This is a genomic window from Shewanella sp. WXL01 (assembly GCF_012263345.1).
Taxonomy (GTDB): Bacteria; Pseudomonadota; Gammaproteobacteria; order Enterobacterales; family Shewanellaceae; genus Shewanella; species Shewanella maritima.
This window is the reverse complement of sequence record NZ_JAAIKQ010000002.1, coordinates 18,130-37,975: the sequence shown is the minus strand read 5'-3', so window position 1 is coordinate 37,975 and position 19,846 is coordinate 18,130. Positions and strand designations below refer to the sequence as shown.

18 protein-coding genes are annotated in these 19,846 nt (G+C 45.0%); 8 read left to right on the top strand and 10 right to left on the bottom strand.

Going from position 1 to position 19,846, the window contains the following annotated elements; all coding sequences use genetic code 11:
* Positions 1–36 precede the first annotated feature (36 nt).
* The 8 genes from der to G3R49_RS05385 all read right to left on the bottom strand — a co-directional run bounded on the left by der (position 37) and on the right by G3R49_RS05385 (position 8,934).
* The gene (gene der / locus G3R49_RS05420) at positions 37–1,515 is read right to left on the bottom strand and encodes a ribosome biogenesis GTPase Der (protein ID WP_167868939.1); all 1,479 of its coding nucleotides are present in this window, start codon (positions 1,513–1,515) and stop codon (positions 37–39) included.
* A gap of 82 nt (positions 1,516–1,597) precedes the next feature.
* Positions 1,598–2,785 (bottom strand): outer membrane protein assembly factor BamB, encoded by a 1,188-nt coding sequence (gene bamB / locus G3R49_RS05415; RefSeq protein ID WP_167868938.1) that lies wholly within the window; start codon positions 2,783–2,785, stop codon positions 1,598–1,600.
* An 11-nt stretch (positions 2,786–2,796) separates the two neighbouring features.
* Entirely contained in the window at positions 2,797–3,417 is a 621-nt protein-coding gene (locus G3R49_RS05410) for a tetratricopeptide repeat protein (RefSeq protein ID WP_167868937.1), read from the bottom strand.
* 15 nt (positions 3,418–3,432) lie between these two features.
* A complete protein-coding gene (hisS, locus tag G3R49_RS05405; RefSeq protein ID WP_130597908.1) occupies positions 3,433–4,707 on the bottom strand; it encodes a histidine--tRNA ligase in 1,275 nt (424 codons plus the stop codon).
* Positions 4,708–4,741: 34 nt separating this feature from the next.
* On the bottom strand, positions 4,742–5,860 hold the full coding sequence (ispG, locus tag G3R49_RS05400; RefSeq protein ID WP_130597909.1) for a flavodoxin-dependent (E)-4-hydroxy-3-methylbut-2-enyl-diphosphate synthase: 1,119 nt from the start codon (positions 5,858–5,860) through the stop codon (positions 4,742–4,744).
* Positions 5,861–5,961: 101 nt separating this feature from the next.
* Complete coding sequence (locus G3R49_RS05395) at positions 5,962–6,996, bottom strand: RodZ domain-containing protein (protein WP_167868936.1); 1,035 nt, start codon at positions 6,994–6,996, stop codon at positions 5,962–5,964.
* The gene (gene pilW / locus G3R49_RS05390; RefSeq protein WP_130597911.1) at positions 6,996–7,781 is read right to left on the bottom strand and encodes a type IV pilus biogenesis/stability protein PilW; all 786 of its coding nucleotides are present in this window, start codon (positions 7,779–7,781) and stop codon (positions 6,996–6,998) included. The genes G3R49_RS05395 and pilW overlap by 1 nt, the downstream gene beginning before the upstream one ends.
* A gap of 31 nt (positions 7,782–7,812) precedes the next feature.
* Positions 7,813–8,934, bottom strand: coding sequence for a bifunctional tRNA (adenosine(37)-C2)-methyltransferase TrmG/ribosomal RNA large subunit methyltransferase RlmN (locus tag G3R49_RS05385; RefSeq protein WP_167868935.1), 1,122 nt, complete (start codon positions 8,932–8,934; stop codon positions 7,813–7,815).
* A gap of 230 nt (positions 8,935–9,164) precedes the next feature.
* Between G3R49_RS05385 and G3R49_RS05380 the strand changes: the two genes are divergently transcribed.
* The 4 genes from G3R49_RS05380 (at position 9,165) to G3R49_RS05365 (ending at position 13,614) form a co-directional block, all read left to right on the top strand.
* A complete protein-coding gene (locus G3R49_RS05380; RefSeq protein WP_130597913.1) occupies positions 9,165–10,262 on the top strand; it encodes a CNNM domain-containing protein in 1,098 nt (365 codons plus the stop codon).
* A gap of 149 nt (positions 10,263–10,411) precedes the next feature.
* Complete coding sequence (locus G3R49_RS05375; RefSeq protein ID WP_167868934.1) at positions 10,412–12,223, top strand: bifunctional UDP-sugar hydrolase/5'-nucleotidase; 1,812 nt, start codon at positions 10,412–10,414, stop codon at positions 12,221–12,223.
* Between the two features lie 327 nt (positions 12,224–12,550).
* Positions 12,551–12,853, top strand: coding sequence for an NrfJ (locus G3R49_RS05370; RefSeq protein WP_130597915.1), 303 nt, complete (start codon positions 12,551–12,553; stop codon positions 12,851–12,853).
* A gap of 245 nt (positions 12,854–13,098) precedes the next feature.
* A complete protein-coding gene (locus G3R49_RS05365; RefSeq protein WP_245335278.1) occupies positions 13,099–13,614 on the top strand; it encodes a GNAT family N-acetyltransferase in 516 nt (171 codons plus the stop codon).
* A 16-nt stretch (positions 13,615–13,630) separates the two neighbouring features.
* On the opposite strand, the gene G3R49_RS05360 is transcribed toward G3R49_RS05365, so the two are convergent.
* Complete coding sequence (locus tag G3R49_RS05360; protein ID WP_130597917.1) at positions 13,631–13,843, bottom strand: DUF3820 family protein; 213 nt, start codon at positions 13,841–13,843, stop codon at positions 13,631–13,633.
* A 563-nt stretch (positions 13,844–14,406) separates the two neighbouring features.
* On the opposite strand from G3R49_RS05360, the gene G3R49_RS05355 reads away from it, so the two are divergent.
* The 4 genes from G3R49_RS05355 (at position 14,407) to G3R49_RS05340 (ending at position 17,760) form a co-directional block, all read left to right on the top strand.
* The gene (locus tag G3R49_RS05355) at positions 14,407–15,147 is read left to right on the top strand and encodes an AAA family ATPase (protein WP_167868932.1); all 741 of its coding nucleotides are present in this window, start codon (positions 14,407–14,409) and stop codon (positions 15,145–15,147) included.
* A complete protein-coding gene (locus G3R49_RS05350; RefSeq protein ID WP_167868931.1) occupies positions 15,107–15,649 on the top strand; it encodes a hypothetical protein in 543 nt (180 codons plus the stop codon). The genes G3R49_RS05355 and G3R49_RS05350 overlap by 41 nt, the downstream gene beginning before the upstream one ends.
* Before the next feature lie 500 nt (positions 15,650–16,149).
* Positions 16,150–16,974, top strand: a complete 825-nt coding sequence (locus G3R49_RS05345) for a zinc-dependent peptidase (protein WP_167868930.1) — start codon at positions 16,150–16,152, stop codon at positions 16,972–16,974.
* Positions 16,975–17,127: 153 nt separating this feature from the next.
* Complete coding sequence (locus tag G3R49_RS05340; RefSeq protein ID WP_167868929.1) at positions 17,128–17,760, top strand: nuclear transport factor 2 family protein; 633 nt, start codon at positions 17,128–17,130, stop codon at positions 17,758–17,760.
* A gap of 181 nt (positions 17,761–17,941) precedes the next feature.
* On the opposite strand, the gene G3R49_RS05335 is transcribed toward G3R49_RS05340, so the two are convergent.
* Positions 17,942–19,435, bottom strand: a complete 1,494-nt coding sequence (locus tag G3R49_RS05335; protein WP_167868928.1) for an HDOD domain-containing protein — start codon at positions 19,433–19,435, stop codon at positions 17,942–17,944.
* Between the last annotated feature and the right edge of the window lie 411 nt (positions 19,436–19,846).

Below are 19,846 nucleotides of genomic sequence, written 5' to 3'. Positions count from 1 at the left end.
CTGCCAAGTAGTGCAGCTCAATCGTGCTGTTGAGAGTTAGTCCGCTTGCTTCTTATTGCGATTTTGCAAGTGACTCATTGCGCGTTTACGGCGACGTTCCTGGCTTAAAGTTAACTTCTCTTTTTTGCCCTCAAACGGGTTTGCACCTTCGTGGAAACGAATTTGAATTGGTGTGCCCACTACGTTTAACGAGCGGCGGAAGTAGTTCATCATGTAACGCTTGTATGAATCAGGCAGCTTACTAACCTGGTTACCGTGTACTACCACGATTGGTGGGTTGTAACCACCTGCATGCGCATACTTAAGCTTAACGCGGCGACCGTTCACTAACGGCGGCTGGTGATCGTCTTGCGACATTTGCATAATACGCGTCAACATTGAGGTACTTACGCGGCGCGTTGCACTGTCATAAGCTTCTTCAATTGATTCATATAAGTGGCCAACACCTGTGCCGTGCAATGCCGAGATAAAGTGTACACGCGCAAAGTCGATGAAACCTAAACGGCGGTCAAGCTCGCTCTTAACGCGATCTTTCACTTCCTGATCAATGCCATCCCACTTGTTTACCGCAATCACTAGCGCACGACCAGCGTTTAATGCAAAGCCTAACAAGCCAAGATCTTGCTCAGCGATACCTTCACGGGCATCGATGATCAGTAGCACTACGTTTGAATCTTCAACCGCTTTTAGGGTTTTAATGACCGAGTACTTCTCAACCATTTCATGAACTTTAGAGCGGCGGCGCACACCTGCGGTGTCGATAAGAATATACTCTCGACCATCGCGCTCCATTGGGATGTAAATACTGTCACGGGTGGTACCTGGCGCATCATATACCACGACGCGCTCTTCACCGAGTATACGGTTAGTTAGGGTAGACTTACCTACGTTTGGCTTACCGATAATTGCCAGCTTAATAGGCAGGCTTTGCAGGCGATTTTGCTCGGCTTCTGCTTCTTCTTCGGTGTATTCACGAACTTCTTCTTGCTCGTCATCTTCACCTTGCTTGGTAATACCCATGGCTTCAGCGAACGGCGTTAGTGCGTAGTCAATCATGTTGGTTACGCCGCGCCCTTGCGCCGCTGCCATTTGATAAACTTCACCTAAGCCAAGTGACCAAAACTCAGCACAGGCTGAATCGCCATCAATACCGTCAACCTTGTTTGCAACCACAAAGGTCACCTTGTCACGGCTACGTAAATGCTGTGCAATAGCCTGATCCGCTGCGGTTAGGCCCGCGCGCGCATCGGTCATAAACAGTACAACATCGGCTTCTTCAATCGCTGCTAGCGACTGCTCAGCCATTTTAGTTTCAATGCCTTCTTCGGTGCCATCGATGCCGCCTGTATCAACAACGATAAACTCGTAACCCGCAAGGAACGCACGACCATATTTACGGTCACGGGTTAACCCCGGAAAATCTGCAACCAATGCATCACGAGTACGTGTAAGACGATTAAATAAAGTCGATTTACCGACATTTGGTCGCCCCACAAGGGCCACTACAGGGATCATGATTTTGCCTCAAAAAAATAACTTTCAATAAAAAGCCCCCGGAAAGCTTCCAGGGGCTCTAGAGCTTAAAATTCTTTAACGCCTAAGGAAGCGTAACCGTGGCAACTTTACCACTGCGTCCTTGTAGGTAAATTTTACCACCAGAAACTAATGGTTGCGCGTATAAACCGTCTGAGTCGATTTGGATACGACCAGCCAGCTCACCTGTATCACGGGTAATGAAGTGCAAGTAGCCTTCAAAGTCGCCAACAACAATATATGGACCAATGACAGCTGGTGAGGTCAAGGTGCGATTCTTTAACTCGCTGTTGCTCCATAGCTCCAGACCATTACGCTTATCTACTGCGTAAATACGGCTGAAATCGTCAACAACAAACAGGTTTAAACCAGCTTCAGCCAGCTCGTTAAAGCTAGAGTACTTACGGGTCCAAACAACACGACCTGTACGCAGCTCCATTGATACCAAGTTGCCATTATAACTGACTGCGTACAAATTCTCGCCTGAAATGATTGGCGTCATATCAACGTCAGCCATACGCGTAAACTCGTTACCCCCTTTCGGATTGTAAACGGTTTGCTCCCAGGCAGTTTGACCATTGTTCTTTACAACAACCATGACCTTGCCATCAGCGGTGCCGAGGAAGAAACCACCAGCCTCGTATGCGGCAGAGCCTGTACCACGCAAAGTTAGCGTAGGTAGTTGCATTTCGTTAGTCCACAGCTGCTCACCTGTATCAACATTGTATGCAGTAAAGGCGCCTTTACTCGTGCTTACCGCAACCACATCTTCAGCGACGGTTGGCGCAGACAATAATTCACCATCTGCAAAAACTGACCAAACAACTTTACCTGTGTCTTGCTCAAGCGCCACTAGCAAACCTGACTCACCGCCAACAAACACTTTGTTACGCGCCGCGGTTACACCTGCAGCAATGCGAACACCTTTGGTTTTGGTTGCGAGTTGGTCGCTTAGTTCGCGCTCAAGGTTAACACTCCAAAGCTTGTCGCCAGACGTTTGGTCAAAAGCAACCACTTCACCTGAGCGATCAGCAACAAAGATTTTATCGTAGCGCACTGTTGGACGCAGCTGAGAGTAGAAGTCACCTACCCCATCACCCACACTGGTTTGCCAGCTAATTTCTGGGAAAACCGTTGCTTGAATTTCAGTTAGTTCACTAATCGGCTCATCTTCAACATCGTTAGAAGAACAAGCTGAGATAAGTGACACCCCAAGGCCAATGGCCAACAAGTTTTTACACCACGACTTCATCGGCGCTTTCCTTATGCCTTGTTTAAGTTGTCTAGTTTCATCGTTAACGCTGGGCTTGAAGTTACGCCGCCCTTATCTATTGCCGCTTGGTAAGCAACACGTGCGTTATCAATGTCACCTTGACGGACTAAGTAATCGCCTTTTAATTCGTCACGTTGTGCAGCAAAAGCTGCGTCAGTTACTTGCTCAAGCGTTTCTAAAGCAATACCTACGTTGCCTTGCTCTGCTTGAACGCGAGCTAAACGCAGCGTGGCAACGCTTTCGATACCGGCACCAGGCTTAGCGGCAATAATTTGCTTAAAGGTTTGCTCAGCTTTAGCAAGGTCGCCCATTTCAACAGCAGACTTAGCTACCATCATGTCTAATAATGCTTGGTAACCCGCTTCCGAGTGATTTTTTGCAAACTCAGGCGCAGCGTCGATAACCGCTTGCGGCTGCGCAGCTTTGTCTGTGATAGTTTGGAACGCAGCTGATGCATTTTCGGCTGATTCTAATTGCTTAGCTGAATAAGTATTCCAACCATATAGGCCACCTAGGCCTACTACTGCGCCGATCATAATCGCAGTACCATTGTCTTTCCAGAACTGCTTAATAGCATCTACTTGTTGTTCTTCTGTGCTATAGACTTCCACGCCAACTTCCCCTTTCTAAATCAGTTCTGCAATTTGGCTTGCCAATGCTTCGCGGGCAACCAATTGTTGTTCAGTTTTTTCACGCAGCGGTTTAATCGCTACCTGGTTATTATTTAATTCGTTCTCGCCAATAATAAGCGCGAACTTAGCACCGCTCTTGTCGGCACGTTTCATTTGTTTCTTAAAGTTACCGCCACCACAGTGAGACATGACTTTAAGGCTTGGATGCGCTTGACGCAACTCTTGTGCAATCTTAAATGCTTCAGCAACACATTGCTCGCCCATTGCGGTGACGTATACATCAACCTCTGGCGCAATATCTTTGGTTAGCTCTAAGGTTTCAAGCAGTAATACAATTCGCTCTAGGCCCATAGCAAAACCAACAGCTGGGCTGTCTTTGCCACCGAGTTGGCCTACTAGACCATCATAGCGACCACCCGCAAGTACCGTGCCTTGCGAGCCAAGGCTTGTGGTGACCCACTCAAACACAGTGCGGTTATAGTAATCTAAACCACGTACCAGACGAGGATTAACCTTGTATTGGATGCCAACTGCGTCTAATAGTTCACACAAAGTATTAAAGTGTGCTTTTGACTCTTCGCCCAGGTAGTCCATTAACTCAGGTGCATCAACTAGAATTGCCTGAATTTCAGGGTTCTTAGTATCTAATACACGCAGCGGATTTGAATACATGCGGCGCTGTGAGTCTTCATCAAGCTTGTCTTTGTGCTGCTCTAAAAAGGCAATCAGTGCATCACGATATTTAGCGCGCTCCTCAGCATCACCTAGAGTATTTAGCTCTAGCTCAACATGCTCTTTAATGCCTAACTCTTCCCACAAACGGTTAGATAGCATTAATACTTCTGCATCAATGTCAGCACTCGCAATACCATACACTTCAACACCAAATTGGTGGAATTGACGGTAACGGCCTTTTTGTGGACGCTCGTGGCGGAACATAGGACCTGTGTACCATAGGCGCTGCTCTTGGTTATACAGCAAGCCATGCTCGTTACCGGCACGCACTGTTGATGCCGTACCTTCAGGGCGCAGCGTTAAGCTATCGCCATTACGGTCAGCAAAGGTATACATTTCTTTTTCGACGATATCGGTCACTTCACCAATAGAGCGTTTAAATAAGTCTGTGCTCTCAACGATTGGTGTGCGGATCTCGCTATAACCGTAGGCGCTAACTGAAGCGCGGATCACGGCTTCAACTTTTTGCCAGATTGGGCTTTGGCTTGGCAGAATGTCGTTCATTCCGCGAATTGCTTGAATTTGTTTTGCCACGTTTAACTCGTCTTAATTTACTTTTATCTAAAAATTACTTTTCAGTGGTGTCAGTTACGTCAATACGATTAGCCATAGTGCTAACCTTGGCGCGGATTTTGGTCTCTAGCGCATCAACAAGATTGTTGTTGTCAAAGCGCTCTTTTTGGCGCACGCCATCATCGTAGTAACCACTCTTATTGTGACCGCCAGTTAGGCCGATATCAGACACTAGCGCTTCACCTGGGCCGTTAACCACACAGCCAATGATTGATACATCCATTGCGGTGGTCACATCTTCTAGGCGACGCTCTAACTCATTAACAGTGCCAATTACATCAAACTCTTGGCGCGAGCATGATGGGCAGGCAATAAAGTTAATGCCGCGGCTACGAATACGTAGCGACTTTAAGATATCAAAACCGACTTTAATTTCTTCTACTGGATCAGCTGCTAGTGAAATACGCAGCGTATCACCAATACCTTCAGCTAATAGCATGCCTAGGCCAACTGCTGATTTAACTGAGCCTGAGCGGAAACCGCCAGCCTCAGTAATACCTAGATGCAGAGGCTGTTGAATTTGTTTTGCTAGCAAGCGGTATGACTCAACAGCTAGAAACACATCTGACGCCTTAACGCTGACTTTAAATTGGTCGAAGTTCAAACGGTCAAGAATATCAACATGGCGCATCGCTGATTCAAGCAGCGCTTCTGGTGTCGGCTCTTTGTACTTGTCCATTAGGTCTTTTTCTAATGAACCGCCGTTTACACCAATGCGAATTGGGATATTCTTGTCGCGCGCACATTCTACTACGCTGCGAATGCGCTCTTCATTACCAATGTTGCCAGGATTGATGCGCAAGCAATCTACGCCGTATTCAGCAACTTTAAGTGCAATGCGGTAATCAAAATGAATATCGGCAACCAGTGGCACATCAACAGACTGCTTAATGACTTTAAATGCCTCTGCGGCATCCATAGTTGGCACAGACACACGTACAATGTCGGCACCGACTTTTTCTAATGAACGAATTTGTGCAACTGTGGCTTCCACATCAGTCGTTTTGGTGTTAGTCATTGATTGCACGGCAATCGGCGCACCATCACCAATCGGTACGTCACCTACATAAATACGAGTAGAAGGACGGCGAATAATAGGAGATTCGTTATACATGCAAATTTGCTCTAATTTGATTACTTCTGTATTTGGGTATAGCTAGCTATCGGCCACGCTTGCGTTTGCTAACACTGCGCTTATTCGTTAACGCTAGAGCGCTAGCGCGACTGCGGCAAGGTTAGTCGTGCCACCTGACCTTCACGGTATCCAGATAAGTCAACAGCTTGGTCATTAAACGTCATTGTGACAAATTGCGGCGCACCGATAATCACTTTAAGTGGGCTAACGCCATTTGCCTTAACCTCACGAGCCGATGATTTTACGCCATCCACAATCACCTTACCATTGGCATCAGTAACATTAATCCAACTGTCACCTGTAAGTGTGAAACCGATACTTGCCGCGCCTACGACATTTTGGTCGGCAACTGCAGCTGGAGTAACTTCTGCCACAGCATTATTAGCAACATCAGTATTACGATTATCGGTATCGCGACTTGCTGCATTAGTATTGGCTGCGTCATTTGACGCAGATAGCTGCTCAGCACTTGGTGCTGCTCGTTCTGTTGCTGATGCAATAAGTTGCGTTGACTCTGTTTGCTCAGCGCTCAACGCTAGCGTGTCACCCGAGCCAACTTCAACAGGCGTATCAGCCTGCTCTGCAACAATTTGCGCAACGAGTTCTTGCTCAGGCGACTGTCTAATCGCGGTTTTTTCTGCTTCAATCTCTTCAATACTTGGCTGTGAGAAATCATTGACTGCAAACTTATCGTCTTTTTGCACCCACCAAGTCACCATTAACCCAAGTAATACCAAGGCAATCACATAACCAAACCATTTCACCTGGCTATCGCGAGCCTGACGTTTAGTTTTGCGCGAGAAGCTTTGCATTGTTGGCGGGGTTGACTCTGGTAGCTGCTGATCTAAACAGCTGGTAATCGCCGCTAGGTCAGCTTCAATATGCTTGGCGTAATTACGAATATAACCACGCATATAGGTGGTAGACGAGTCATCACCAAAGTTGTCGTTCTCAATATTTTCTAGCACTTGAGGACGTAGATTTAGCGCAATTGCTACCGCATCAATGCTTAAGCCTTTATTTTCACGCGCATTACGTAAAATGGCGCCCGCGGTGGCAACTTCTTCAAGTAATTCAGTTTGTTGATCTTGTTCTAATTCTTTCTGGTCATTCATTAGTGCATGTTAGCTCTGTATTCTTTCGCCTGCTTAGACTGTGGGAACTTGGCAATAAGTAAAATACCCAGACGTTTCGCCGCCTCGATATTATTTAATTCCCGCTCGATCTTTATCCCTAAAGCTAAACTCTCAGCTGTCTCACCCGATAGTTTGTGGTAATAAGACAGGTATTTCTGAGCACCACTATAGTCAGCATCTTCCATTGCTAACTCAATTAAATCATTTACGCTTGCCGTTCTTCTTGGATCGTACTTCAACGCCATTTCAAAGTACTCACGTGCTTTAGCGTTATCACCTGCTTTGCGGCTACATACCCCTAGGTTTTCATAACTTGAGGCGGTACGCGTGTATTTTGGCATATTAATGGCTGCCAAAAACTGCTTTTCAGCGCGCTCGTACTTCTCTTGCTGGCACAAGAACACACCAAAATTATTACGGGCATCACCAGTGGCATTGCCCGAATTAATCGCATCTTCATAGGCGTCTTCAGTACGAACTAAGTCGCCTACGGTTTGATAGTAATAAGCTAGTGCCACGTGCACTTCACTTAAATGCGGCGCGTAAGACACCGCTTTATCAAGATTAAACTTGGCTTGTTCGCTATTACCGCGCTGTAAATAGGTTAATCCTAACTGCATTCTTTCACGGGCAGCGGCCTCTTTATCCATTGCTCGTTCAGACACTGGCACATCTGTGCCAGAATAGGTGCGCTCAGTTACGCATCCAGTAACGGTTAAAGACAGTAGCGTTACACCCAGTAGATGTGGCAGTCCGTGCTTCATTGAATAACCTATTTATCGTACAAACAAAGAGTTAGTCCATTGTGACCGAAATCTGATTTTGTTGCATTTGTTTTTTTGCCAAACGCTTAGTCCGGTCACGAATATCACCAGCTAGCTGACCACAAGCGGCGTCAATATCATCACCACGCGTTTTACGCACAATGACGGTTAGCCCATATTCCATCAACACTTTCGAGAAACGGTCAATGCGTGAGTTAGACGATCGACCATATGGAGAGCCAGGATAAGGGTTAAACGGAATTAAGTTAACCTTACATGGAGTATCTTTCATGACTTTCGCAAGTTCATGGGCCTGATCTGTGCTGTCGTTGATATGATCGAGCATCACATACTCCACAGTCACCTTGCCGCGGTTAGCATTTGATTTAGCAAGGTAACGACGAATGGCTGCCAGAAAGTCCTCTAACGGATACTTCTTATTCACAGGCACAAGCACGTCACGCAACTCGTCATTTGGGGCGTGGATACTTACCGCTAAGGCAACATCTAACGCATCACCAAACTTATCAAGCGCTGGCACGACACCTGAGGTTGATAAGGTCACGCGACGTTTTGACAAACTAAAACCAAAGTCATCAAGCATTATGTCAATGGCAGGAATAACGTTAGCTAGGTTAAGCAGAGGCTCACCCATACCCATCATTACCACGTTTGTAATTGGACGCTCACCGGTATCTTTTTGGAAACCTAAGAATTGCGACACACGCCAAATTTGGCCAACAATTTCACCAACGGTAAGGTTACGGTTAAAGCCTTGCTGCGCTGTCGAGCAGAAAGTACATTCTAAAGCACAACCAACCTGTGAAGACACACATAAGGTGGCGCGGTCATCTTCAGGAATATAAACGGTTTCAACTTCCTGACCTTGACCCACATTGATGGCAAACTTAATAGTGCCATCTGAAGACTTTTGGTAGCTCGAAATCTCTGGGGCGACAATCTCACAACGAGCAGCTAATTTAGCCCGCAGCTTTTTGTTGATGTTGTTCATTTCTTCGAAGTCGCTAACACCAAAATGATAAATCCATTTCATTAGCTGATCAGCGCGAAACGGCTTTTCACCCATTTCGACAAATAAGGCACGTAACGCCTTACGATCTAAATCTAATAAATTGATCTTTTTCTCACTCATTTTTGTTTAACCTCGAACACCAAAGACAGCCACAGGGCGGCGAATTATACAGATAATGGCATTTATTAGCCAGCACTTGTGTAAGCAAGCTAAGCCACAATAACCATGCTTTAATGTGCAGCATCTGGAATGTTGATTTTAAATATAAACAGATAGGATTTATCAAAGACTATGCTAAAATTCCTTGGCGTTAATGTTAACGCGCCACTTAAAGACTTTAAAAACCCCATATGATAACCCTTATCATTATAGTGATCGTCTCAATCGGCGTATCATTTTTGTGCAGTATATTCGAAGCTGTTCTATTGTCTGTTACCCCAAGTTATATCGCCTCGCTCGCCAGTAGCGATCCAAAAGCGGCTAAACGACTTGAGGCGCAAAAAGAAAATGTTGAGTCACCTCTAGTGTCTATCCTTACCTTAAACACGGTCGCCCATACTGTAGGCGCAGCGGTAGCAGGTGCTCAGGCAGCAAAGGTATTTGGCGATGAAATGCTTGGTATTTTTTCGGGCGTACTGACATTCCTTATCCTGTTTTTCTCAGAAATTATTCCTAAAACCTTAGGTGCCAACTACTGGCGTCGCCTAGCACCTATGGTTTCATTTATTTTAATGTGGCTCGAAAAGCTCACTATGCCACTTATCTGGATGTCACAAAAAGTGACCAAACTGATGGGTAAAGGCGATGAAGGTCAATACATTCGTCAGGAAATGAGCGCAATGGCTGCAATTGGCCGTGAGTCTGGTGAGTTAGACGAACAAGAATCCGGCATTTTAACCCAGATGTTGTCGGTCAAAGATATGCCAGTAAAAGCGATTATGACGCCGCGCACGGTTATTTATAAATTAGCCGCAAGTACCACTCATCAGGAGTTTTTGCAGCAACATCTTGGCGTACCATTTACGCGTTTACCTGTGTTTGCTGATGACGATCGCGACAATATTGTTGGTTACATTAACCGTAACGACATATTGGCAAACGCCGCTCGCACACCACAAGAAAGCATTGGAATCCACAAAAAGAATTTACTGGTTATCCCTGAAACTGCAAAAGTACTACCACTGTTTCAGCTAATGACCCAGCGCAAGTCTAAAATGGCAATTATTGTCGATGAATACGGCTCAAGCGAAGGTATCATCACCATTGAAGATATCGTCGAATCACTGCTTGGACTTGAAATCGTTGACCAAAATGACCCGGCTATCGACATGCAACAGCTTGCCCGAGAACAATGGCAGCGCCGCATGAAGAACAAAGGCATTGTACTTTCTGCGGATGACGGTGAATTTGCTAATGCAGATGCAACTCAAAGCCCGCCAGCTCAGTAATACTTAGGGTACTATCAATATTTATCGGATATAACTCTCTATTGACAGATATAACTCTGTATTCTCGGATATAATAGATAAAGCGCTACTTTAAGTAGCGCTTTTCATTTCCACCTTTCCTGATCAGGAAACAACAAGCAGGACATCATATGCAACAAAGCTACCGCTTACACCTGGCACATATTAACGATACTCACTCCAACTTTGAGCCATGTAATGTACGCTTTACCATCACAGACAAAGAGCACACCCAAGACCCAAACCAAAACGGCAATCAAGGTATATCGCATCCCCAGTATCAAGTCGCCACGTTTTCCGGCGGTTATGCTCGTCTAGGCTATCAAATAGAGCAAGCCAGGACGAAAGCGCTACAAAGTGATAGCGAGTTTTTATTCTTACACGGCGGCGACAGTTTTCAGGGCACCTTATACTTTCGTGAATTTAAAGGCGCAGCTAATGCCCACTTACTCAACTTGCTAAAGCCAGATGCGATGGTACTTGGCAATCATGAAATTGATGCAGGTAACAGCCCAGTTAAAGCTTTCCTTAATCGCATTGAGTTTCCGCTGCTAGCTGGCAATATGGATTTGAGTCAGGAAGATAAAACCAAAGACGCCAAGTTAAGCGGCCACCCAATGCTGTATGACTATGATAACGACAGCGCGACAGCCAAGGTGCTACTAAAACCATTTTACGATCAAAAAATTGCCATTGTCGGTATCACCCTAGATCAAATGAAGCTGATCGCGAGACCCGACGCTGACACGCACTTTGTTCACGCCATTGACTGCACCAGACGCACAGTACAAGCGCTAAAAGCTCAAGGTATTCACCACATTTTGATTCTGAGCCATTTAGGGCTAGAGCAAGACCGTGAGCTTGCTCAAGCAGTTGATGGCATAAGTTTAATCATTGGTGGGCACTCACACTCTCTGCAAGGTGATTTTAGCGAGCTAGGACTGGGTAAACTTGAATATGGCGAGCGGATTAATAAAACACCCATCGTTCAGGCAGGCAAATATGCCGAGACCTTAGGGCTTGCACAAATTGAATTCGATAAACACGGTAAAGTTATCGCACTTGAAGGCGGCAATCACTTTATGTTGTCTCAACAGGTGGATATTAGACCGCAGCCAAGTGAAAACTCAGATGAAACAAGTAGTCTTGACCCACAATCGTTAAGCACGATTACTCTTGAGCGCATTAAACAAACATTGAAAACCCACTCGGCAGATCTTGGCGATACAGCAAACCAGGCTATAGATGATGTGATTCATAGCGACTACCGCCCTGCACTCGATAAGCTAGAAGATGAAACCCTCGCCTATATTCCTCGCGACTTTATTCATACTCGTCTGCCAAGCAAAGACTTCCCTCATGGCAGTGAGTTAGCACCTTGGGTCAGTCGCAGCATGTACAAGGCGGCAAAAAAGGCCGAGCAAGATCTCGACTTTGCCCTGCACAATGCTGGCGGCGTAAGACAAAACTTAACAAAAGGTCGTTTGTCGATGGCTGACGTTGTAGGGCGCATTTTGCCATTTGAGCTGCCGCTGACGTTATACCAAATTCAAGGCGTGCACCTTAAAGCAGCATTAGAGTCTGCAATTGACGCTGCGACCAATAATGGCATTGCAGGAACAGGCACCGGCAGTTTCCCTTACCCATACGGCTTAAGGTTTAGCTACGATGGCAAGAAACGTCCCGGCGAGCGGGTATCTGAGGTGCAAGTTTATCGCAACAAGCTATGGCAAGCGCTTGAGCTTGATAGCTTCTACATAGGTGTTTCAACCGCCTACACTGCCTCAGGAAAAGAAGGCTATGGGCCGTTACTTAAAGCGCAATGGCAAAAAGAGTTACAGCAGCAAACCCTGCAAGAAGCGTTTGTGGATTATGTCAGTCAATACTCAGACAAGATCACTGAGCCTCTCATGCGCAACGTTGACTTTGCTCGCCACAATTAGCCCATCTCCCCAATCGCGAACTCAGACTTTAATTTTAGCGGTTCACAATCGAGCCGCCTCACATTTGAACCGCTTTAGTAGCGTAAACCTGAGTCAAGAAGTCGGTTAATTGGTGTTGGATCACAGAACATTAGTGATTTACATGACTATCAAGATTTTACGTGCTTAACTAGACTCAGCATGCTGCTCCTAGCATGAAAGAAAATAGAATCAAATACATTTAAATGTGCGAGTTTGTTACTGAATTCAATCGATTTAACAGAAGATTCGTATATATATTTAATCGCGTAAATCGTTAGCGCAATAGATGAGATAGGACACATTTCCATGAAAGCAAAACTGATTAAACTTGCCGCTGCAGCAACTTTGGCTTTAGGTTTCTCTTCAGCGTGGGCACAAGGTGTGATCCATGAAGGTGAAGTTGTAGACACTATGAATGGTGGCGGCTACACCTATGTTCAAATTAAAGACACAGAAAAAACTTACTGGGCTGCAGGTCCACAAGTACAAGTTGTTAAAGGCGACAAAGTACAAGTGTCTGAGCAAATGTGGATGACTGATTTCAAAAGCTCAAGCCTAAACCGCACTTTTGACAAAATTATGTTTGTTGGTCACATCAACAAACAATAACACTTACATTCAGATTGAATAATAGGCTAATCAAACGATTAGCCTATTTTGTATACGCGCTTATTATACCAATTGGGATAAATGAGTGTTCAGATATTACACAGGGAAAATCGTTTAGAACAAGGCGGAAATTGCAGCTAGCTAGTCGTTCTACCTACAAAATTTCTAACGAAGTTATAGGCCATTTTTACCGATAAGAAGTAACCAGTAAGAATGATCACATTCTTATGCTAATTGGTATTACCATGCAGATAGTTCGATACCAACCACATCATGCTAAGGCCATCAGTCAAGTGTTTCACCAAGCTGTACAAGCCATTGAGCACCCAAGGTATTCAAAAGCCAAACTGAATGCTTGGAGCTGCTCACCGCGCTCTGCAAAGTATTGGCATCTGCGCTGCAAAGCGTATATGAATAAATCCAATCATAAACCACACAAGCATTGCGGCATAACCTGGGTTGCGCAAACTCATAACCAACAAGTTGTAGGGTTTATCAATATGGCGGTTGGGTTCCATCAGGCGGGCTATATAAATCACCTCTATGTTTTACCAGAGTATTCAGGGCAAGGCATAGCATCGCAGCTTCTATATCAGGCTCAACAATGGGCTGAAACCATAGGTTATGCCAAGTTAAGCGCGGATGCGTCATATCTATCAAAAGCACTGTTTGAAAAACATGGGTTTAACTCGCTACACACCAGTTTTCAGCGTAAGCGAAACTGCACCTTCAATGGCTTTTTTGTCGAAAAAGGGCTGTAATTCCCCCCCCTACACGCTAGTCCCTAAGCAAAGGCTGTAACATTGCCTCCAACCCATTGAGTTTAACCTCATATATCAAAGCTAACTGCTCACCAAGTTTCCCTTCAGGGAAACCGTTAGCATGAAACCAAACTAAGTAGGGTTCAGGCAACTGTAATAGTTTACGTCCAGCATACTTGCCAAAAGGCATCACCTGATTCACCGCTTCAATAAGCTGTTGCTGCTGCATAACCTACTCTCCAAAACCTAACTGGTTCTTCAAAAAACATGTGTAGACCGCATGTGTCAAATAGCCAAGACCGCAGTTCGCTTGAAACAAAAGCACTTTGCGGCGTTTTATTTTTATATCAAATTGAAATTAACCAGCAAATTAACCAATCATTTTAGTTATTAAAAATATAACATTGCGACTAGTTTAGCGCACAATATACGCACAAAGCCTGAGCTGCAAAAATTTGACATTAGTGCAAAGCCAGTCACAACCAGCGCTTCACACTTTGCGCCTGCTAAACCGACAAACTAAAGTCAAAAAACCGCCAAACCTAAGTTGCACGTCAATAAAATATCATCACGACAAATAGAAAAAATCGTCAAAATTCAACCAATTGACGTATCACAAGCTGACTTTTAAGCTTTAACTGTGAGCGCTTTCACCATGTATGAAAACTAAGTAAATAGATACTACGCAATAGTTTCATCGGCAAGCATACAGCTTAAGTGGACGATGGCAAATAAGCTTTCACGTTAGACGAATTTTAGGGCAGACAAGTTTACAGTCTTAAGGACGGCATTATGATTTTGTTAGTAGGCGGAGAAAAAGGCGGCAGTGGTAAAAGTTGCCTAGCTCAAAACATCGCCGTATTTCTCACCACAGAGGCAAAAGCTTCAGTCATTATGGTTGACTGCGATCCCCAGCGCACCACCTCAGACTGGATCCAAGCTCGCAACAATAATACAGGCCTCGCCGCAATTAACTGCGTTCAACTTTACGGCAAAATTCGCAATGACTTATTAAGTCTTGAACAGCACTACGACTATGTAATTGTCGATTGTGGAGGCCAGGATAACCTTGCGCTGCGTGCAAGCCTCTCTGTATGCTCTCATGCGTTAATGCCACTAAGACCAAAACGCCGCGATCTAAAAACCGTTGGCCACATGGACGACATCGTTGCCACTTGCATGATGATAAACCCCAAAATGAAAGCCTCATTTGTGATCACCCAATGCCCAAGCCTACCCAATCAAGCGAACCGCATTATCGAGGCAAAAGACGTTTGCCGAACCTATGACATTAACGTGCTTGATGCTGTCAACTATAGCCGCAACATTTATGACGACAGTGAAGAGTCAGGCTTGTCTGTTTTTGAAATAGAACCTAACGGCAAAGCGGCCAACGAAATGCGTCAAATTGCCTGTGAGTTGTTTGAGGTGAGCAATGCGAAAGAGCTGGTTCGCACCGCGCATGCAAATGTCACCAACATGGGAGGAAACTATGGGTCTAGCCGATCTCAAGAAAAACGCTTCGTCATGTAAACCCGCTTTTAAAAAACAGATGTCTGTCGATGAGTTTATCGAAACGGCTAATTTGTACGCTGCAGGTAAAACCGTAGAGTTTCAAGCAAACGAACAACAAGATAGTGAACTAACATCAAATGAGTTGATTGAGGCTACCAACATCACCTCAATTGATAGCCATCCCAAACGCATTGAAAAACGTTTGATGGCGACGGTACACCCGTCAAAAGTAGCACCTAAAAATCAGTTGCATAAACAAACATTAGCGCTGTTGTCGCAGCTTGAGATAAGCCGCATGGTAGAGCAGCCAACGCAAACCGTTAAAGCAGGCAAAGTAAACAAAAAGCCCTTTAAACGTGCCACCTTTACATTAAGCGAGTTAGCCATTACCCAGCTAACCACCCTCAGTCAAAGTAGCAAAACGGCAAAATCTAAGTTAATTCGGCAGTTAGTGGATCATCACTTTTCACTGACGCCAGCGCAAAGAGCAGAAATTGAAGCATCGTTAAATATTGATTAATAAAAGTCAATTCATCAATAGGAGAATCATCAGCGTCATAGTTGTGGTACCGAAGGGGCCTTATGCCACTCCCTACATAGGGCTCATTTTCGGGATATTTGGACTATCCTCAAAGTCACGCTAACTAGTTAACCAAGCCAACTAGTTAGCGTTTTTTTTCTGCGTAGCGGCGCTATTCAAAGATACAGCGTAATCAATTGACCTAACCCACAACTCACCCCAACAAATCAGGCCAGCTAACCTCATCTAAATATGTTGACTAACACACCCGATTAACATTTCCCCTTGAATAATCCACAGAGCTCCCCCATGTCTAAATCATACCAATCGGGATGAATAACTGAGCAGAGGTTACGCAGAAAAAATTGCTTAGAACAAGGTAGAAATTGCAGCGAGCTAGTTGTTCTAGCTTCAAAATTTCTAACGAAGTTATATGTGATTTTAGCCAGTAAGAATGCTCAAGTACTTGTGCTGATTGGTATCAACAACAGGGAGAAGCTATGTTAGCAATCATTGTGTTACTCATTGCCGCCAGCGGCGCGATTTACTATCTTGCCAGTAGCAATGGCCGAGCCAAACGCAGACGCGTGAAAATTACCGCTCAACCATTTCCAAAGGCCTGGCGGCAGATCCTTAAACGCCGTTTCCCCTACTTTCAGTCCATGCCAACAGACCTGCAATTACAGCTGAAAAAACACATTCAGGTGTTCGTCGCTGAGAAGCAATTCGTCGGCTGCGCGGGTCTTGAGATTGATGATGAAGTAAAAGTAACCATTGCAGCGCAAGCGTGCCTGCTGCTACTTAATCGCCCCAATCATTATTATCCAAAGCTGAAACAAATACTGGTTTACCCGCACGCATTCGTTGTGCAAAGTCAAAGCGTCGATGGTAACGGTGTACATGCTAGTCAACGCCAGGTTCATTTGGGTGAGTCTTGGGAAAATGGCAAGGTCATTTTATCCTGGCACAGCGCCAAAGCTGGTGCAGATGACCCATTTGATGGCAGCAATGTGGTGATCCATGAGTTTGCCCACCAATTGGATCAGGAAACAGGAACAGCCAACGGCGCCCCTTTTCTAGGCAAAATTGATGACTACCCGACCTGGACTCAAGTGCTAAGTCGCGAATTTGAGCAACTGCGCCATTGCGCTCGCAACCATATACCTTCATTGTTTGATTATTATGGTGCGACTAACCCAGCAGAGTTTTTTGCAGTGATCAGCGAGACATTTTTTGAAAAACCGCAACAGTTTCACCAACAACATCCAGATTTGTATCAAGAACTCAGTCGTTTCTATCAGTTAAACCCGATACACTGGCACTAATTTAGTTAACTCGCTCCTCAATAAAACAAGTAGGTGGGAACGAGAGTACCAATACAAACTAACAAAAGCCTACTTAGCCACGCAGCAATAGTTAATAGCTAAGCAGCAACTCACAACTGCAAAGCACAGTTAAACCAACGCTCAAGGATAAACATGACACTTAGCATCATCAAACTTGGCCTTATCGCCATGCTAGTTACCACAGTCACCGCATTCGACTGTCTAGCGAACGATACCAAAGTAGAAACCGACGACAAACCGCTAGAGCAAACCACAACCTCTAGCCTTACTATAGATACTGAGCTGAACACCCAAAGCGAGCAAGTCAGTAAAGAGAGCGCAGGGGTTATCACAGATCTCAACGATGCAATAAAGCTTAACGATCCACAGCAATTAGACGAAAAAGATCGCCAATTAATTAATAGCCTACTTAACCAGTTGCATGAGAGTGCAGAAACCGCTGACTGGCAACTCTACTTTTCGCTGTATCATGACCAGGCGGTATTCATTGGCACAGACGCCACCGAACGTTGGGACATGAAGCAATTTAGGCAATACGCCGAAAAGACCCAGGGTTGGCGCTATGAATTACAATCGCGCAAATTAATCAAGGTCGGCGACACTGTGGTATTTGATGAGCAGCTATACAGCGAGTCTTATGGTGTTAGCCGAGGAACTGGCGCCATGGTATGGACACCACAAGGCTGGAAGGTATTGCAATATCACTTAAGCTTCCCTATCCCTAATGACAAAGCTAAACGCATCACTAGCTTGATAAAGCAGTAAGCTCCCCTCCAAAAAAACAAATTCTGCTACAAAAAATAAGTCCACCAACTGGTGGACTTATTATTACTCCAAACCTTTAACTCAAACTTATGTCTCAAATTCGCCTTAGGCATGAGTAATGACAGTTTTAGGATTAGCCAGAGGCACCTCATAGAACCAGAGCTACTTCATAGAACCAGAGTTACTTCATCGAAGTAGCAAAGCTCAAACCAGCCAGTTGCACTAAATGACAAAAGCCCTGAAAGTCTTGTTCGGTTAACATCTGTTGACTAATAATGCGGTCGGCATAAAACACACCTAGTACTTTATCTTCCACGACCAAAGGCGCAATCATGAAACCTTGCTTGTCGATTAACTCTGCAACCGCCTCTGGCAACAAGGTTAAGCAGCTCTCTAATGCTAATTTATCAACTAGCTGAGCTTGCTTTAACCTCACTGACTGAGTGAACACCGCGCCGCTTTCATCCAGCAAAATAACCAATGATCGCTTGAGTAGTTCCTTATCCTCTCCGTACATAACTCTTGGTTCTAGCTGCTTACGATTAGGTGATAGCAACAACAAGCCACAGCGATCCATACCAACGCCATTAAGGATCCCCTCAAGCGTCTGCATAGTGACGGTATTAAAGTCCGTTTTAGTGATAATGGCTTCGGTAAGCAAACGAATTTGCGCTAATTGAATCGTGAGATTAGGCAAATTCCCTTGCTGGAAATACTCAGCATCATCAGCAGCAAAGGCTTCAATTCTAGCTTGCGCATTGGGTAAGAACTCGGCTAAATCCCCAGCACCGTAGGCATGGGCGAGCTTTTGGGTTTGCTCGCTACATTGCAATACCTTCTGCGCGAACTCTTCGCTTGATACACCAACCAACTCACCCGACTGCTGCATCACTTTTTTAAACTTAGGCAAATCTAAACGATCAGCCATAATCACATCAGCGAGTTGATCAGCCATGTAAATACTGCGTATTTCTGGGGTACGCTCATCAGGGCGTGTTAGAGACTTCACTAACAGCTCACCTAAGCCCCAGTTACGAGCAATCCCCTTCGATAACTGATTGAACGATGTGCCAAGCTCAGCATTGATGGTAGCCCTTACCGACTCAGCATCCGCCATTTTTAGCTGCTTGTCTAAACGCTCTGACTGAATATCCCCAACACTCCAAAAGCCAACTTCGCCAATGCGATACAGTAGTGATGCGATAAAGGCTTCCTCACGCAAGGATTCATCATGATCATCTAGCATCATGCGGGCAAACATAGCCGCCTGAAACGACTGCGCCATTAGCTTTAGCAAGCGTTGGTACACATCTTCAGTGAGGTTTTTGGTTTCTAGCAAACTCGACAGCATCTTAGCTGTAATGCAGATATTGCGAATCGTATCAAAGCCAAGCACTACAGCTGCGCGGCTTACCGTCGAGACCTGATTATTACCTTTGTTGTAAATCGCGCTATTGGCGACCCGTAAGATGCGCGAGGTAAGCGCATTGTCGTGCATTACGCTCTGCCCGAGCTTGGCAAGCGACGACACATCATCCTTGGCGAGCTTTTCTAACTCTCGCACCGTTGAGCATAATGCGGGAATTTCTTGATTGCTGATCCGCTTTGTCCAGTAATCAGCCCCACGTGGCTGATTTTGATTTTGTTTTGAATTAGACGGTGAATTCAATTGCATTCCTTTACATGAAAAGCTGACTCGCGTTTTAACAGTATAGGCATAACTTTATGCGGTTGAAATTGCTTATTGGTGCAGACCTTACGCTAAACGGACGAAACTCAACAAACTAAAACGTGACCAACTAGAAATAAAAGGCGAAAAAAACGGCTCCTAAGAGCCGCAACACAAACAATGTGGTTGAAAACCTCACGGGTAGGAAAGATCCAAACCAAGAAACTAACCACTACCTAGTTCACTCTTTTAAAAACAGTCTCTGAACATAACCATTTATAAAAACATAAGCATAGCTAATTGAATTGGACAAAAATCCTGTGTGGCCTGTAGGTGAACCGCACAGGGTTTACTCAAATCAGCTTATGAGTGCTCGTAATAAACTGATTTGAATAACAAGGTTGTTAAACATGGCAA

What these genes read in the sequence shown, in the direction of transcription:
- G3R49_RS05365 (WP_245335278.1), top strand. Translation starts at nt 13,099, where the DNA reads ATGCAGATAGTTCGATACCAACCACATCATGCTAAGGCCATCAGTCAA.
- G3R49_RS05335 (WP_167868928.1), bottom strand. Translation starts at nt 19,435, where the DNA reads ATGCAATTGAATTCACCGTCTAATTCAAAACAAAATCAAAATCAGCCA.
- G3R49_RS05355 (WP_167868932.1), top strand. Translation starts at nt 14,407, where the DNA reads ATGATTTTGTTAGTAGGCGGAGAAAAAGGCGGCAGTGGTAAAAGTTGC.
- G3R49_RS05385 (WP_167868935.1), bottom strand. Translation starts at nt 8,934, where the DNA reads ATGAGTGAGAAAAAGATCAATTTATTAGATTTAGATCGTAAGGCGTTA.
- pilW (WP_130597911.1), bottom strand. Translation starts at nt 7,781, where the DNA reads ATGAAGCACGGACTGCCACATCTACTGGGTGTAACGCTACTGTCTTTA.
- G3R49_RS05370 (WP_130597915.1), top strand. Translation starts at nt 12,551, where the DNA reads ATGAAAGCAAAACTGATTAAACTTGCCGCTGCAGCAACTTTGGCTTTA.
- bamB (WP_167868938.1), bottom strand. Translation starts at nt 2,785, where the DNA reads ATGAAGTCGTGGTGTAAAAACTTGTTGGCCATTGGCCTTGGGGTGTCA.
- G3R49_RS05380 (WP_130597913.1), top strand. Translation starts at nt 9,165, where the DNA reads ATGATAACCCTTATCATTATAGTGATCGTCTCAATCGGCGTATCATTT.
- G3R49_RS05345 (WP_167868930.1), top strand. Translation starts at nt 16,150, where the DNA reads ATGTTAGCAATCATTGTGTTACTCATTGCCGCCAGCGGCGCGATTTAC.
- ispG (WP_130597909.1), bottom strand. Translation starts at nt 5,860, where the DNA reads ATGTATAACGAATCTCCTATTATTCGCCGTCCTTCTACTCGTATTTAT.
- G3R49_RS05360 (WP_130597917.1), bottom strand. Translation starts at nt 13,843, where the DNA reads ATGCAGCAGCAACAGCTTATTGAAGCGGTGAATCAGGTGATGCCTTTT.
- G3R49_RS05395 (WP_167868936.1), bottom strand. Translation starts at nt 6,996, where the DNA reads ATGAATGACCAGAAAGAATTAGAACAAGATCAACAAACTGAATTACTT.
- G3R49_RS05375 (WP_167868934.1), top strand. Translation starts at nt 10,412, where the DNA reads ATGCAACAAAGCTACCGCTTACACCTGGCACATATTAACGATACTCAC.
- G3R49_RS05350 (WP_167868931.1), top strand. Translation starts at nt 15,107, where the DNA reads ATGGGTCTAGCCGATCTCAAGAAAAACGCTTCGTCATGTAAACCCGCT.
- der (WP_167868939.1), bottom strand. Translation starts at nt 1,515, where the DNA reads ATGATCCCTGTAGTGGCCCTTGTGGGGCGACCAAATGTCGGTAAATCG.
- G3R49_RS05340 (WP_167868929.1), top strand. Translation starts at nt 17,128, where the DNA reads ATGACACTTAGCATCATCAAACTTGGCCTTATCGCCATGCTAGTTACC.